This window comes from Aquimarina sp. AU58, from assembly GCF_900312745.1.
Taxonomy (GTDB): Bacteria; Bacteroidota; Bacteroidia; order Flavobacteriales; family Flavobacteriaceae; genus Aquimarina; species Aquimarina spinulae.
In genome coordinates, this window is sequence record NZ_OMPD01000014.1 from 124846 (window position 1) to 141477 (window position 16632).

General features: G+C 31.4%; 17 protein-coding genes. 2 read left to right on the top strand and 15 right to left on the bottom strand.

Annotated elements, in window-relative coordinates; translation table 11 throughout:
• Positions 1-438: 438 nt before the first annotated feature.
• The 8 genes from DK441_RS12260 to DK441_RS12295 form a co-directional block, all read right to left on the bottom strand.
• Complete coding sequence (locus DK441_RS12260; protein WP_109850979.1) at positions 439-1152, bottom strand: hypothetical protein; 714 nt, start codon at positions 1150-1152, stop codon at positions 439-441.
• A 154-nt stretch (positions 1153-1306) separates the two neighbouring features.
• Positions 1307-2515, bottom strand: coding sequence for a hypothetical protein (locus DK441_RS12265; protein WP_109850980.1), 1209 nt, complete (start codon positions 2513-2515; stop codon positions 1307-1309).
• 379 nt (positions 2516-2894) lie between these two features.
• The gene (locus tag DK441_RS12270; RefSeq protein ID WP_109850981.1) at positions 2895-3701 is read right to left on the bottom strand and encodes a class I SAM-dependent methyltransferase; all 807 of its coding nucleotides are present in this window, start codon (positions 3699-3701) and stop codon (positions 2895-2897) included.
• A gap of 132 nt (positions 3702-3833) precedes the next feature.
• The gene (locus DK441_RS12275; protein WP_109850982.1) at positions 3834-4550 is read right to left on the bottom strand and encodes a hypothetical protein; all 717 of its coding nucleotides are present in this window, start codon (positions 4548-4550) and stop codon (positions 3834-3836) included.
• Between the two features lie 193 nt (positions 4551-4743).
• Positions 4744-5328 (bottom strand): hypothetical protein, encoded by a 585-nt coding sequence (locus DK441_RS12280; protein WP_109850983.1) that lies wholly within the window; start codon positions 5326-5328, stop codon positions 4744-4746.
• A 250-nt stretch (positions 5329-5578) separates the two neighbouring features.
• Positions 5579-6070, bottom strand: coding sequence for a hypothetical protein (locus DK441_RS12285; protein WP_109850984.1), 492 nt, complete (start codon positions 6068-6070; stop codon positions 5579-5581).
• 206 nt (positions 6071-6276) lie between these two features.
• Complete coding sequence (locus DK441_RS12290; protein ID WP_109850985.1) at positions 6277-6792, bottom strand: GNAT family N-acetyltransferase; 516 nt, start codon at positions 6790-6792, stop codon at positions 6277-6279.
• Entirely contained in the window at positions 6785-7021 is a 237-nt protein-coding gene (locus DK441_RS12295; RefSeq protein WP_074405790.1) for a hypothetical protein, read from the bottom strand. The genes DK441_RS12290 and DK441_RS12295 overlap by 8 nt, the downstream gene beginning before the upstream one ends.
• A 166-nt stretch (positions 7022-7187) precedes the next feature.
• Here DK441_RS12295 and DK441_RS12300 point away from each other — a divergent pair, with 166 nt between their 5' ends.
• Together DK441_RS12300 and DK441_RS12305 are read left to right on the top strand one after the other, a co-directional pair.
• Positions 7188-7598 carry an Lrp/AsnC family transcriptional regulator gene (locus DK441_RS12300; protein WP_109850986.1) on the top strand — a complete coding sequence of 137 codons (411 nt, stop codon included), beginning with the start codon at positions 7188-7190 and terminating at the stop codon, positions 7596-7598.
• 410 nt (positions 7599-8008) lie between these two features.
• On the top strand, positions 8009-8623 hold the full coding sequence (locus tag DK441_RS12305; protein WP_109850987.1) for a hypothetical protein: 615 nt from the start codon (positions 8009-8011) through the stop codon (positions 8621-8623).
• A 277-nt stretch (positions 8624-8900) separates the two neighbouring features.
• Here the strand turns inward: DK441_RS12305 and DK441_RS12310 are convergent, their stop codons facing one another.
• The 7 genes from DK441_RS12310 to DK441_RS12340 form a co-directional block, all read right to left on the bottom strand.
• The gene (locus DK441_RS12310) at positions 8901-9305 is read right to left on the bottom strand and encodes a lipocalin family protein (RefSeq protein ID WP_109850988.1); all 405 of its coding nucleotides are present in this window, start codon (positions 9303-9305) and stop codon (positions 8901-8903) included.
• Between the two features lie 199 nt (positions 9306-9504).
• Entirely contained in the window at positions 9505-10704 is a 1200-nt protein-coding gene (locus DK441_RS12315; RefSeq protein ID WP_109850989.1) for an intradiol ring-cleavage dioxygenase, read from the bottom strand.
• Between the two features lie 97 nt (positions 10705-10801).
• On the bottom strand, positions 10802-11623 hold the full coding sequence (locus DK441_RS12320) for a LytTR family DNA-binding domain-containing protein (protein ID WP_109850990.1): 822 nt from the start codon (positions 11621-11623) through the stop codon (positions 10802-10804).
• Between the two features lie 158 nt (positions 11624-11781).
• Entirely contained in the window at positions 11782-12543 is a 762-nt protein-coding gene (locus DK441_RS12325; protein WP_109850991.1) for a DUF4272 domain-containing protein, read from the bottom strand.
• 239 nt (positions 12544-12782) lie between these two features.
• On the bottom strand, positions 12783-13445 hold the full coding sequence (locus tag DK441_RS12330) for a CPBP family intramembrane glutamic endopeptidase (RefSeq protein ID WP_109850992.1): 663 nt from the start codon (positions 13443-13445) through the stop codon (positions 12783-12785).
• Between the two features lie 124 nt (positions 13446-13569).
• Positions 13570-14406, bottom strand: coding sequence for a LytTR family DNA-binding domain-containing protein (locus DK441_RS12335; protein ID WP_109850993.1), 837 nt, complete (start codon positions 14404-14406; stop codon positions 13570-13572).
• A 343-nt stretch (positions 14407-14749) separates the two neighbouring features.
• On the bottom strand, positions 14750-16507 hold the full coding sequence (locus DK441_RS12340; RefSeq protein WP_109850994.1) for a YwqG family protein: 1758 nt from the start codon (positions 16505-16507) through the stop codon (positions 14750-14752).
• Positions 16508-16632 lie beyond the last annotated feature (125 nt).

The window sequence follows — 16632 nt, forward strand, 5'->3', positions numbered from 1 at the left end:
GTTTGTTTATGTATTAGCTAAAAACAAATGCGTTATTTGTGCAGGTGGCTTCTTCTTTTCTCACATGAAGCACAAGAATAGAATAAAGGATATATGTCCTTTATAATTCTATGTATTATTATTTTGGATCTTTTATATCTAACAATATCCGTGATTCATCGATAAGATAATTGTGGATTACCACAATCACCATTTGTTTTTACCAAACAACCCCATACTTCGACTCTTATGAGTCAAAGTATGGGGTTGTGTTTACTTGATAAATGTAATTATTATTGTTGAGGATAAAAAATCTCTCGATTTCATAATTAGAATCAAGGATTGCCAACAATACAACAATACAACAATATAAAATTAGTATTATGAGTTAATTAGAATATTAAAATATTGTGTTTTTAATAAGGATTTTACTTAGGACACATTGTTGGCAATTTTATTTTACTTCTTTGAAGCAATAGTGGCAACAAGTTCTTCAACTTGGTATCTTTCGAATCTTTTAGCTTCTCTTAAACACACCATAAAAAGAACTAATAATAAACCTGAAATAACAAAGAAGAGTGAACAACTTATATCAATGCTTTTTTCAATTAGTAGCCCAAACTTTGATTCAATAAATAAAATTAGTGCTATAAAAATCGAAATTGACAAACCATCGTATGTAGCAGACATTACCCAATATCTTCCAAGAAAAGAACGTGAACTAGTATATTTTTCATCATTCCTAATGTCCGCCCAAAGTCTAACGTATAGTCTCCAAACACCTCTATATTCAGGTTTTTCTAAGTATTTTTTATAGTTAGGCTCCTGATCAATTTCATGAGCTTTTAATATAGTTTCAAACCTTGAATCAAACTTTTTTGGATTACCCTTTTTTTTAAGTAGGTAATCTCGAATATTTCCAATTATTCCCATTCTAATCCAACGCCCTAGAGCGAAACATAATAAGCCGTTAATATAACAACACAAAATAAAGGCTATTATTGAATGTGTGTTCAATACTTCTATAGGTAAATCTATGCCTCTTTTTAGACTCCAGAATAGTAATATTATAGTTGTGAAAAATCCAGATACAAAAAAGGATAAATCAAAAATATCAAAAAAGTCACTAAGCTTATCAAATATAGATTTAAGAGCTTTTCCTATTTCTTCCATTGTTCTTATATTGTTGTCAACAGTCTAGTGTAAGAATAGTAGCAGATTTTTACGCACTTACTTTTCGGTTAAACACAGACCTTTTATATATTTACTTACTTTGGTTTTAGCGATTAAACCGCTATTATTTTTATACATTGTTAGGCACAGTTTTCTATTTGACCATATCATTAATATCTATTTGAACAACAACTTCTTCTTCATGATAGTAAGGTCTCAAAGGTGATTTCCTCAAAATGAAGAGAATAATTTCACCATCCCAATCAAGCCGAGTTAAGTCATGTAATTTCTGAAATTCTCTAAACTCATTTAACCTTGTGCCTATTTCTGAGCTGGTTATATTTATGCTGATCCACATATTTCCTGCAGGTTCTATATACGTTATTGGAGCTTGGCCTCCCTCAGAATCCGTTATAGATATTCCAGATTTATCTGTATCAAATGAGAATACTTGACCTGACCAAGTATCACCATTTTCAGATTCAAGAAAAGATGAATTTAATTTGTTTAAGCTAGACTTAGAAATTATTACAGCAATTTTCGCATTTCCCCTATTTGTTATAAATAAGTTTAGCTTCATTGTTGAGTCATTTACACTAAAGTCTATAGTAGCAGACCTGAGATCTGGTGAATCATTTAATTCAGTTTTGATTTGAGTTGGTCCATATGTCAGTCCATAAAGTAGTAAAAAAGGAATAATAGCAGTTACAAAGGATGTAGTAGGAATTACTATATTGAGAAGAAGGCGTTTAATCTTTTTTAAGTTTGGGAATTCCCTTCTCCAGTTAGCTTTTAAATAAAGTATAGGATTTATGATAATCAATGCGCTCCATACAAGAGTTAATATATTCTCAGTAACTATTTCCCAATGAGGAACGGTCCTCACCCCTTTGTCAAACATCATAATTTCCTGATGTAAATTAGAAATAAATATCCCAATAAATATTACAGACAGTTGGAATCCGGACGAATAAAAGAGTATATGAATGACCTGCTTTGATTTATTTATACCGTTACTAAAAAAGCGATCAATGAATTTAGCTAACAACCAAATAAACAAAACAGCAGGGAAAGTGAGCCCAACAAGTTTGAAAAATGTTAAATCCTTCTCTAAATTAACTATTTCGTCCGAACTGAATATTTGGTTCAAGGATTTAATGGCTATAAAGCCAACAAACATAGATGATGTGAGATATGCCCCAGGCTTGCACAGGATACTTTTGTTATAGATTATTTTTTTTGGTTTTACAAGTATTAGAAACGTTGTGTATGCATACTTATTTATAAATTCTAAAAAACCAAATATTGTGTCTTCTAAAAGATTAGTTAGCTTAAATTCAGTTTTCTGGTCTTTTTGAAACATCCTTATAAGTGTGATTAATTGTGCCTAACAACAGAATAATGGATATATATCCTTTATATTCTATGTATTATTATTTTAAATCTAACAATATCAATGATTCATTTATAAAATGATTGTGGTAATCCACAATACATCATTTGTTTTTACCAAACAACCCCATACTTCGACTCATATGAGTCGAAGTATGGGGTTGTGTTTACTTGATAAATGTAATTATTATTATTGAGTATAAAAAACCCTCTAAGACGTTCTTGTTTTTAATATGCTGTTATATAATCATACTATTTTAAAAATAGATAGTAATGGGTGTCTATTTAGATTATCTAAACAGTAATGTCTCTAGCGAGACGCTAGCAGGAGTGGAGGAAGCAGAGGTTTATCATTTTCTCAATACATAATGATAATAAACTATCTTACCATTACTCAATTCCTTATGGATGTTCGAACCCTTAACTCCTGCAAAATCATTCAGCGGCTTTTTTAACCAGCCCTTTACCATATTTTGAAAGAATGCTAACTTGAATTCGTGAAAAGCATCCATTGCATTAACCACTTCCTTAGAGATCAATTCCTTTTTGAGGACTTCAAATCCCGCATCATTGAAAATCTTATCAAGTTCTTCGATCTTTTCTGAGGGACGTAGGTCGGCAAACAAAAAATACCCGCCAGGACGAAGCACCCTGTTGACTTGTTTCACAAACTTTTTCATAGACCCGTAGCAATGTGATGATTCTACATTTACAATTGCATCTGCACTTTCATTCTCCAATGGTAGATTTTCTGCATCACCATGAATAAAGGTTAACCCTTCTACCGAATGCTGTGTATTGCTAAATTTGATTGCGTTTTTAGAGTAATCAATTCCAACCATCGTCTTTGGTTTAAGATATCGTTTAATGTACGACGAACCTCCTCCGCGACCACTACCAACTTCTACTACGTCTTTATCTGCAAGGTCTACAGCTGTTGCCACATAGTGGTATAGCTGAATCATATACCGGTCGTTTTCTTCCTCCTCATTTAGTGGGATTGCAATAGGTTCATTGCAAGATTCATATCCGTAGTTCATATAAGTCCATTCTGCTGTTGGATACTTCTTTGACAAATACTCATATAGCTTTTTCCAGACCGCTCGCTTCAGTCGTGGAGAAATTTTAAGAAAGAAAGCAAAAATATTGGTAAGCATAGGTTAGCAATAAGTGTTAACAATATATTGAAATAGAACGTACTAAACTAGAAATATTTTTATATCAAGGTAGCTGCAAAAAGGGTTATCCATTATGTTAGATTAAGTACAACGGTTTGTGTAAAACGCATTTTACATCTTGTTAGGCATTGTTTTTATTTCTTTCAAATTAACTTTTAAGATTACCTTTTTGTAGTCAACGAGTTTAGAATCATTGTCCAATATTTCTTGCTCTTCATCAGTCAGTTCATCATATGGTTTACTGTCTGATTTTCGGATTTCTATTTCCCTATCCAGGACGAAGTCATTGTTTTCATTCCACCCTTTAATCTCTCCGACATCTTCAATTCTCTTAAGTTCTTTAAAAGGAAGTTCATCAGGATTTGTAAAGTCAAAAAATACAATATCGTATGGACAAGCCCAATAGCAACCTTCAACAGCTAAAACCTCACAATCCTTTGAAGGTATTGCATTTGTCCAACAAAAACCGTGTCCATCGAATCCATTTTCAGGAAAATGGTTTTTAACAGTTCCCTTGGTTAAATTTACAACAGTTTGTCCTTGGTAATCTTCTCCGCATAATAGATATTCATTGCCATTGGTGTGTTGAACCCAAGAATACCAGAAGTGAGAATAGTTTCGTTTTACATCAGCAATGACTTCATCATTTTTACTATTCCTTATTGTTCCTTGTGAATATGTCCAAGTATTTTCTCCAGTTTTATATGAAGAAATAATCAGATAGAATTTTCCAGAAGGAGAATAAATCCTTTCAGATTCGTCAGTTTTATTTTTTGGCTTGAAAAAATCTAAAATTTCTTTCCTCCAACTTTTATATTTAATATTCATCTTCAATAATGCCTAACGCCAAATATATGAATCGGAGCAAGGCAAGTAGGCTTGAACCAATTGATTTATCTGCGCATTTTTATTTCTTGTTTAATTTATAAAAATTTAGCGCCATCGCAAAAAGGAAAAGACCTTTCGATTTAGTTCTAATTTTTGCTCTGATTTCATATATAATGTTAGCAACTGACTTTTTTCAACGGAATATTTCAGTCAAATACACTATTCCGAATATCCAGCCTAAATATAACGCTGTATAATACAAAGAGTATAGAGTAGAAATTCCAATATTACCTTTTGTTTCTCTATATTTTGTGAAGACGAATTTCAAAGCTCTAAAAAACACCCAATATAGCATTGTTAATATTATAAAAATTGAAATCCAAAACACAGCTTCCAGTAAAATCAATAAAACAAAAAATAGTATTGTCATCAAAATCCAAAGTAAAACAGATATGATCAAGCCACTAATGCCATCATCAGTCTCAATACTTGGCATTTCCCAATCAGGAAACTCTCCAGATGAAGGTATTATTTCTCCTGTTTTAAAATTTCGGAATTTCGGAAAATTATCTTTTAATCCAATTCCCTTAAAAAGTCCATAAGTCATAAATATGAAAAGTGCTGTTCCAATTATAGACAATGATAAATATAAATTAGAAGTAACTGATCGATTATAATTTTCTCCAGTAAGATATACAGTCAGAATGGTAATTCCGATTACAAGTAAAGAAACTATAAAAACTGACTTTCCTTTTAAATATGTTTTTTGGGCTTTCAAATAGTTCAGTTTTTTTGCTGTTTGTTGCTAACAATAGAATAAAGGATATATGCCCTTATATATTCTATGTATGGTTATGTTTACTTGATAAAAGTAATTATTAGTATTGAGGATAAAAAACCTCTTATGGTGTTCTTATTATTTAATATACTATTAAAAATAGATAGTGATGGGTAGCCATTTGGATTATCCAAACAGTAATGCCACTAGCAAGAGCGGGGTTTTGATAAACATTATAGACAATTGACTTTTAGTCCAAAATGTCCTTTTTTTCAATATGATACATTTTTAATAAATCAACAAATCCGTTTTTTATTTTATTCACTTCAGACTGCGGTGTATCTTTTTCTAGAAAAATTGTTATGCTAGATGCGGTTTTCCCATTGAAATGTTCTTCAGTTTTTATGTTAATCTTTTTAGTCTCTATGGAATTATTGGGAAAAAATAGTTGAATGTATTTACTTTCAGCTTTTTGCTTGACTGTTATTTCTGAATACTCTTTTGCGGTCAAATAATATGCTGTTGAACAAAGTTTAAAAGCGGTACAGAATTGTATAAATTTAATAGTTTTGTTGTGATTAAAGTCAACCTCCTCAAATAAATAGTTGTAATTTTTTTCGCTATCATAAAGCTTATGTATATCTATTTTTTCACCCAAAGATAGAAGCGCTTCTGTTTTAGTTTGACTTGAACATTTTGTATAGATAGATAATAAAAACAACACAACAAATAAATTTTTCATAATTGGATAATGTTTTTTTGAGCTATGGTTTACAACGTGTTTGTGTATGTTTAGTTGCGCTTAGCAACTAAGATAGCAAAAGGGGACAAGTATGAGTGAAATTCGGAGAATTTTTCGATTGGCACAGAGATAATCTACCAATTAACTATAAACGGTGTTGGCATTGGTTTTTCTTTTATTCCAATATTTTAAATAGTCTTGCATACTTATATTTTTTTTGAGAAAACAATATTTTCATATGCTTTTCCATTGACTATAAAATTTATTTCTCCAACGTTTTTAAATTTATTTCTTTCATAGAATCTAATGGCTCTATTGTTTTTTATGTACACGGTGAGCCACATGGTATCTAATTGCAATTTTTTGGCTTGCTCTTCAACAAAAGTTAGTAACTGTTGGCCAATTTTTAAGGGTATAAAATCATTTAGGATGAAAATTCGTTCTAATTGACAACTGTTTTGTGATGTAATATTTTCGTTTGACGCATTTACTACTAATTTCGCATAACCGACAGGTAAATCATCTGCATAAATAATATAGAAAAGTTGCTTGGGATTGTTTATATTCTGTTTCGTTTTAAAAACTGAAAAATTCTCGTTAAGGTATTTTAATACATCGCTTTTATCTTCGATATAATGACCATGAGATTCAGCCCATGTTAGTCGACCTAGAAGTGCTAAAACATCTGTATCTGCTTTTGTAGCTATTTTTGTTTTAATCATTACTATTCTTATTTATTCGTAATCTTCTTATATGATAACCATGAAGCAATACAGCAATTGTGCAGCCTACAATTATTGGGGTAGCACTAATTAATGCACCATATAAAATGTAACCTGTATTCGCGATTAGTGATATTAAACGTAGTTTATATTCGCCTTTGGTGGACATAGAATATAAATTGATCACTAGAGCTGTATAGCCAATACTATCAATTAAAAATGGACTCATGTTTTATCTTTTTCTGTTTGATTAATTTATATTGGAAACTATCCTGTTTAAATAGTGCAACACAAATATAGAATGCATTATCTTGTTTTTGGTTTATAATCGAATTAATAATTGTATATTTGAGTTTGATACTATCGAATAAACCGTAGTAAAATTACGATTACAAATGGATACATTGGATAAAAAGATACTTGAATTGCTAAAAATTAATGCTAGAGAAAGCTTCGCTAATATTGGAAAAGAAATAGGATTGTCTGCTCCTGCCATAGGCAAGCGTGTTCGGCAAATGGAAGAAGAAGGCATAATCGAAGGCTATGGTCTAAAATTGAATCATGAAAAATTGGGCATTGAGACTAAAGCATATATAACATTAGTAATACACCGAGAATCAAGAGGATCAAATGATGCTCAAAAACAAATACAAGCAATGGAAGAAGTGCAAAGTTGTGATAGAATTACTGGTGATGATTGCTTATGCGTTTTAGGTTATTTTAGAAACAATAAGCATCTTATTTCCTTTCTTGAAAAAATCGCAGAGTATGGTGCTTCAAAAACGAGCATTATTTTAGAAGCGTAATTTATTTCCTTGAAAGGCTCTATAAACAGACAAATTATGTTATTTATTTATCTGTAAGAGATAATATTACTGCCAACGTCTCTGTATAAGATTAGTTGCGTGGTTTAGCAAATAATTTACCAAAAATGGAACGAACCAGAGGAAATTCCTATGGAATTTCCAAGTAGGCAAGCACCAAGCAATTAATTTCATATATTGTTATGTGCTGGATTCTATTTTAATTTGATGACCTCTTGTTAATTCTTCAAGAATATTTTTAGGTGTTTTTAGTAACTCTGGATTTTTTTCTAAAAGTATAGTTTCAGTGATTGTTAATGTTTTAACCATAATATTTGAAATGCCATTATTGGTAACTTTTACTATTAATATTGAGCCTAATTTTGTAATTTTTAAAAAAATATATATCAGAAATGAAAAAATTACTTTCACTATTTTTATTCTTTGTTTTGTTTTCTTGTTCGGAAAGCGACATACAGCAATTTGAGTCTGGACAGTTTGGAGAGCAAGATATTGTAACAGATGCAAGTGGAAGAGAATATCCTTTTTTGGATCCAAATGTGGTATCATACTGTGGTCCGGGTTGGGGAAGAAAGTTTTGTCGATTTTTATCTAAATATGATGGGACAATCTGGACAGATGCAGAAAATTATTATAGCGACTTTTCAGATATAAAATTTTCAAACTTTTCAGACAATGAATATTTTATATCCTTCTTTAATCTTGATAGTATTGCTTCATATTGTGAAGGATGGAAAATAGGTGAAACAACTTACGATGGAATAAAATGGAATATAAAAATCAAAAAAGATCAGGAGGATGTTTTGTGGTTTGCATATGATTATTATGGGTCTAGTGAAGAAAGGGAATATACTATAACTTATAAATATGAAGTAATTGATGGTTTACTTCATTTTTCAAGTACTGAAGGTCAAACGTTTATTTTCGGTCCTTCTGAAAGAAATTATTCAGAAGATTTTCTTGACACAGGCGACATAATTAGATTAAAAGGATGTATGTTTTACTAATTTTGCCCACTGTAATGGCTCATCATCTTTATGAGACACAGTTTGGACTTTAGGTATTATGTAAGGTAATAGTTTAATAAGTAGTTTATGATATTAGAATTGCCAAATTCGGTATTTCTTTTGTTTCCCATTTTCTCTTGCACATAACGGACTTGTGTATGCTTTGTTGCGTTTGGTTTAGCGTAAAGTTAGCAAATAATAACTGAATAGAAAGTCCGCAAGGACTTTCCAAGATATGCCATAAATAGCAATAAAATATACACGGTGTTCTACGCAGTTATTTTATTTTTTCAAACTTTTGTGAAAATCCTTCGTTCGAGGCAAAATGGAGAAGTAAATAATTGTCTTTAATTTCGAAACCAATTGCAGCAATATTAGCATTTTGACAATTGGTTATAATCCTTTTTTCACTCAAAGAATATGTTCCAGAAGATATTTGTTCATCGGAATATGGTTGACATAAAGACCCATTTTCTGATGTAATTACTTCGTTTTCGAAAAATTTAATTACTTTTTGGCTATCAATGCTTTGAAAAGTTCCGCTACCATCTCCAGGATCCGCTAATTGCTCTATCAATTTCCATTGTCCAATTAATTCTGTTGTTTCAGAATTGTTATTTTCATCTGTTGAGCATGAAATTAAAATTCCAATGAATGTTAGAAGTATGATTGTTTTTTTCATACATTTTAGATATATGTAGTTTACTATTAGATTCAGAAATATTTATTTGGTTGCGTCAAATTGCGTAGAACAACAGAATAAAGGATATATGCCCTATATATTCTATGCATGGTTATTTTCAAATTTAATCTTAGATCTACTTTTATCTCTAATGTGCTATAACGATGTTGTATATATGATGTTGGCAGTATATTCTTGTTTAATGATGCTTAGGTTCTGGTAATTCGAAGAATTTGCTTACGGTTTTATCCAGCATTTTTGAGACTTCATTTTGGTTTTCTTTGGTTGGTTTAAGGTCAACAAATTTTCCAATTATATTTCGATGTCTGTAAATGATTATGGTGTGCTCTGCTTTAGGGTTTATCTTATTTAAATGGACTTCTGATTGCGTATCGGTAAATGATGGAACAAACGTCAATGCAATATTTTCTAAGTTCAATTCTTTTCCTAGTTGTTCTAACTCTATTTGTCGATTCGATTTGCTGTAGCCGTTCTTATTACCATAAACAAAGTAGACTTTTAAGTATTTTTCTCGGGTAACACTTTCTTGCTCCAAAAATGTTAGCCATTCTTTTATTTCGGACCAGTTTGGTTGGCTACCCACAAAGTAAACAATTCCGTGAAATCGTCCATATTTACATACAGGGCAAGTTCTTGTGCCTTTGTCTGGTCCCCAGGCGTGAAATGGTGTAAAAGAAGGGTTCTCTTCGCCAATTTCTAGACCAGATTTAAGTGTATGATCTATAGTTATAGGATAATTTGGGATATTAAGCCCTAAAATAATATTATGCTCAGCAACTTGCATTTCTGTATCAATAAGTACTCTTAAAATACCACTACCACCACGATTTTTAAGCATCTTTCTTTTTTTGCCTGTCAATAATATATCATCGGCAAATTCTAAATTATCGATATAATACTCATCATCAATTTCGGGTTCTTTAATAGATAAATGAATGTGCGCAGGGATATCACGATTTGGATAAGGCGCTGGTCGAATGGTATATATCGAGTAATTTCCTTGCTTATCAGATTTTACCCAGCCACGAGTACGACCGTGTTTTTGAGATTTGCCTTCTCCGTTAGCATAATATCCATTGTGGTCGGTTTGCCAATAATAAACGATTACGTTGGGCGCAGGCGTAACACCGTCTAATTTTAGTATTTTTCCTGTAACCAATAATTTTTGCCCTTTCCCGTTCCAGGCCGAACTTGTATCAATAGGTTTAATATTTTTTGGCATTCCGACATACATTAATTCACAACCATCGCAGCCGCCACCAACAATTTTGTTTTTGTTATTTCTTTTGGGTATTTGTTCATTTTTTGCCTGGCCATTACAACTTGCCAATGATATCAGGAATAGAAAAAGGAGTCCGAAGTTCAGTATTTTTTTCATTAGTATAAAATTTAAAGGAAGTCTCAAAAGTCCAATAAATCCTAAGTGTTGAAAAGAAAACTATACAAGAATTAGCTTACTGGAGTGGTTTTAGAACTTAGTGGTTTAATAGGGTACTCCAATTTTGACGATAATGCCTGCTGAACCTTATGGATTGACCATTAGATAAAATACAATCGTAATCGCCATTCTTTCTTGATTTTAATTCTGCTATGCAGTTTTTATTGACAATTACAGAACGATGAACCCTTAAAAAGGTTTGAGGGTCTAATAAGTCTGCAAGTTTTTTTAAACTCTCATCATGCAAAATTTTCTGACTGGTTGTATGTACCATTGTATAGGGTCTGTCGGTTTCGATAAATAGAATTGTAAAGGTGTCAATCTTTATTCTACGAATACCATTTTTAACAGTAATGGTTTTATTGGTCTTTTGATTTTGGAAGTGTTTGTTTAACTGTTTTTTTCTTTTAAGATAATCAAAAATAAAAGGACTAAATAAATAGACCATAATGGTTATATGCAATTGATTTGAAACTGCATTTTTAAGTATTGTTAAAAAACGATGAGGTACAGAATAGATAAGATTACTGCCTAAAATAAAAATTGAAGTAAAAATAAATATATGTAGTACGCTAAATATAAACCCAGTGCTTAAAGCGTAAAGTACTTTGGTAGTTAGTGATTTGAATTGAACTTTATTATAAAAGGAATTTGCAATTTTTATAAATGGAATAAATAAAAGCCAATATATATTATAGAGCATAGTATCGGTCCAATAAAATGCAGTAGGTTTAATTTTGGAGAAAACGTAGTCTTGAAAAATTGCCAACCCATAAAGTACAACACAAAATACAACCAATGTCCCAAAATTTGGATGTAGGAGTTTGTTTATTGTTTTATTAAGTTTTTGTTTTCTCACTTCTTTTTAAGAGTTACTGCCAACGGTTTGTATATGATATAGTAAGGGATTAAAACGCACTTACTTTTCGGTTTAGCACATAGTCAAATTTATATGCACCAATTTGGGGTTTGGCATTTAACCCTTATTATTTTTACACGGTGTTGGTTATAGTTATTTTACGTGCTTAAATCAGTTTCTTCCCAACTTATACCTTTAGATAACATCCAAGTCAAGGAATGCCTTCGTTCATGAATTACACCTCCATTTCCCATTGGATCAAAACCATTGGGAACTGTTTCACTACCCAATTGAGCACTTCTTACTGCATTATGTAGGCAATAAAATAAATCTTCTTTTTGCATCAACTTTTCTTCAGACAGAGTTTCTTTATCTTTAATCCAATCTTCTACACTTTCGTCTATAGGACAACTAAAGTCTTTCAAAATATCTTGCATTTGATCTCCCGACATCATTTGCCCCGTAATATCAGGCTCTTTATATCCAAAAAACCAAGCTAAAGACCAAGCATTTTCGAATTTCCATCCAATAGAATTTCTTGCTTGTTCATCATCTCTTGATATATTGAGAATTTCTTTTTCTTCTTCGTCCATAAAATCCTTAAGATTATTTTTGTCTATGAAAGTCAGAATTTTATCACTTTCTAAATTGTCTTGGGGAACCATTAACCAAAGAACTAATGCTTTTATAGCGTTTAATCTTTGCGCGATTTCAATTGAAGGTCTTAGTTCTCGATCAAATTCTGTTGGTAAAGAGCTAGCTGGCTTAAATCCAGAATCAAGACAAATAGATATATTTTCAAGTCTCAAATCTGTCATCCAGGGAACTTGTTTAAAAGATTCTAAGTTATTCTCATTTTTAGTTTCTCGTTCAGATTCTGTATTTTCTTTTGAACCAAATATTTTTTTGAAAAAGCTCATTTTTCTATTATTGTGTTTTTAATTGTAGCTAACGTGTTTGTGTATGGTTGCGTGGTTAAGCAACTAATTTAGTAAACAAATACGAACCCAAGAAAATTCCGTAGAAATTTTCCAAATAATCACTAATCAAAGCAATTAACTATACAGGTATATTGTGCTTTCGTTATTTTAAAATAACTTAATTTTTAAAAATGCTTGTATTGGTTAAATAAAAGTATTTTCGATATTTCTAGTTGTCGTTACGCCAAACCAAAGTAGATACAAATTAAAGCTATAGTGTTAAAAAACCCGTGTATGGCAATAACAAACCACAAATCGTATTTGCGTAAGTAGAATATCAGAGCTATAAGTGCTCCAGTAATCCAAGTAACAAGTTGTCCTGTAATGCCTTGTTGACTGTGCATGAAGCCAAAAAAACCAGTAACTAGGACAATATTAAGCACTATACTGATCTTGCTTTCTCCAAAGAATTTTACAAATTGGCGCATAAAATAACCGCGAAAGATTATTTCTTCTCCAAATCCCGCAGTAGCCCACACTATTAATAAAGTAACTAATAAGGCAGGAAGATTTCCTTTTAATCCATCAAAACTTGAATAATCTATAGGAACTCCAGTTAGTTTTGTAATTACAGGGACCAATGCAAAGAAATAAAAAATAAAGAGCCCTAGCGCAACTAATGGAGCAAGTACGAAAATGTTTTTGGTTGTAAATTTTTCGCGTTGAAACCCAAGTTCTGAAAATGCTTTTCCTTTGTATTCTAGGTAATTTGCTATGATAATTACTATTGAAGCAATAATATTTGGAAGGAAACTTAAATTAATTGGTCCAAACCATAAAAAGCAGATGATTGCAAAGGTAATTGAAGGAATTAATATTTGTCGTATGGTGATTTTGTTCATTGTTTTTTGATTTTAAATTCTAAACGAAATAATGAACAAAATCTCTGAAAACCCTTTTAAACACTTATGTTTTTACTGAATGGTCGAAATTTATAACCGAATAGTCGGTAGTTTTTGGCATCTTTTATTGAAACCAATCCATAAATGCTTTTCGCTTGTAACGACTTATATTGATTTCAGCAATCGTATCCTTTTTAATGAAAGCTTTTAATCGAATACGCAACTTACCATTTTCAATCTTTTCAATTAGGTGTACAGTATCTTTGTGAATGATAATTTGCCGATTGGCTCTAAAAAACAATTGATCGTTTATTTTTTCTTCGAGCTCATTTAATGTAAAATCAGTGTTAATTGTTGTGCCGTCATTTTGAAGGGTATACACAATTTTGTTTTCGCTGTAAAAGCACGCAATATTTTCATAGGTAAGCTTCGTCATTTTCGTGCCGCTGTCAATAGTAATTTCAGCATCTCTTATAGATAACTTATATAAATTGTATATGTCTTGAGCATACAATAAACCTATGAGAATAAAACACAATAATAAAGTAATTAGTAAACCAATTAATAAATAATAAAACACTGTCTGTCCGCCTACAACTTTATCTATAATAATATTTATAGGAATATACATGATTGTAATATATCCTAGAGTAGAAACCATAAACCATACAATAGCAGCAATTTCTACCTTTTTAGAGAAATGCTTTTTCTTGTAAAATTTAAAATTAAGTTCCGCTATGATTCCAATGAGAATAGATAAAACAATAGTCGATAGAAAACCTTCTATGGGAAATCTATACGTTTCACTATCCAGAAAATTATCACTCGCTGCTAAATGATTTGCGACTAACGAGAAAATCGTTAATATAATTGCTTTCTGAACCCAACGCCATGCAGAACTACTGATACATGTATGCCATACTGTTTTTACTGTACTCTTGGTTGGTTGTGTAGTACTCATGAATTAGAAACTCTTTTTTTTGTTAGGTTCAAAAGTAAAGAATAATTTCTCCAAGAATATGGTTAAAATATTTTTCAATTTTACCCGGGGAAGTAAGTTTTGTCTAATTTTTTCTAAAGAGTTTTATTATTGGTTAGCGGTTTGTCATAATGAAACACAACATTTAGTATATTAAGCGTAGCATCCTGCAAGGTGCTATGATTTCATATACATTGTTACCTGCTGGCATGTTTAAAATTTATTTCCATTATATTCAAATCTAGAAAAGGATTGGCATGTATATCAAATTGAGCAAACTGCCAAAAGTTTTATCTGCCCTTGTAGGCATTTTACTCAAGATACTTTATGTTCCTATATAAACGCCCCAAACTTTATTAAAATTCAGTTTTTCCAAATCAGAATTAGTAATGAAAAATGATAGATCTCCGTCATCATCATTCCATTCAAAAAGTAAGTTTTGATCTTGGGCCATTTTCATTTTTTCCTCAAATGCTTCATGACTATCAATATCAACATCATAATTCATTTTATATTCCTTTGGGTCACCTTCAATACTAACGGGGTAAGCCAAAATTCCCCTACTATCAAACCCATAGTTCTCATTTTCAAAAATAGGGTGACTAAAATAAACATCAAAATTCTCGTTTACAGGTAGTTTCAGTAATTCCATCTTTTGCTCTAATAATTGTAATTCCAGGCTATTTCTGCTATCTGGCAACGAAATTTGATATTGAAACTTGATTTTTTGTGTATCTATTGTTTTGCTACTTGGTATTTTGATGTCTATTTTTTCATTATTCTTAGTTTCTTTTTGATAGACGACTTTCACTGGACAAATTTCAGTGTCTTTACCAGTTTCAAAGTATTCTGTATCTGCAAAAAAGTATAGGATGCCTTTAGCAGGTAGTTTTTTTTGTGGGGCTAATGTATTTAGTTCTTCAAGATTTACCTGCCCCAAGAAAAGCATAGGTACTCCTTGTTGAATAGGCCATTCTATATATGAAAGGAAATCAGGTGATCCTCCATATTTGGACTCAAATACCAACGGTTTTTTCTTTAAAGTCTTTATTCTTGATGAAACAACTACCAAGCGCTCTATATCAAAAAGAATATCTGGATTAAAATCTTCATTGCGGAAATATTGGATGGCTATAGCTTGCTTTTTTTCTTGCTGATTGAGGCCTTTCGTGGTAATCTTAGTGCTCTTTTTTTTTTGGCCTTTTTTAGTACTTGTACTGTATTGTTGGAGATCTACCAGTATACATCCGTCTTCACTATTTCCACCACCTATCATTAATTCGCCGTCGGCTGTGGCACATATTGTTTTAAAATAAAACTTTCTACTAACTTTCAGTGGTAATTTCTTCCATTTTTTAAGGTCTGTTGTATAGTGGATAGCAGATAGATCTATGATTGCATACAGGGTTTCATCAATAAGGCATACATCAGTCACATTCTTATTCTCGTTTATACTTAGTCCTTGAGGTATAAAATTTTTATTGTTGAAAGTGATAAGCCCTCCATCAATAAGTTGAATATGGGAACTTGTCCTTTGTGTAGAATAAAGTTTTTGTGGAATTTCAGCATTATTGGAAAAATAATGCAACTCTTCCCACGTCAAACCATCATCCTGGCTAATAATGGCTATTTCTTGAGCATTAATTGAAATTAAGGCATTATTATCTTCAATAATTCTACTCACTATATACCATGCCGTGTCTGGCGTTTCCGATTTCATAAATGTCTGTCCATTGTCAACCGACCTATATATCTTTCCGTATTTTGTACCTACCAATAATGTGCCTAGAGATGTTTTTTTTATGGCACAAACATCTTCATCTATTGGCACTATTAACTTCTGCCAAGTTTCTCCAAATTGCGAGTGGTAAATTTGTCCATTTACTGCCCCTACAAATATTTCACCTGTATCGGTGGTGGTTATTGTTTGTCCTTTAGCCTTAGCAGCCATTCGCTTCCATTTCTGACCATTCCAGGAGTATACGCCTTTGAATGTAGCTGTTAGTAGTTGATTTTTCCATTCTCTAATTTGGTGTATTCCCGATCCTGAAGGCGATTCTAATTTTAAAATACCATCTTTCATTTTTTTCTATATAATTATTATTATCTGCTCTCACGCACTTATAAACATTTTTATTAAAACTTTTGGAATCTGAAAATATTTTTTGAATCATAGGTTTTATGCAGCTTGCAGGTAACAACGGAATA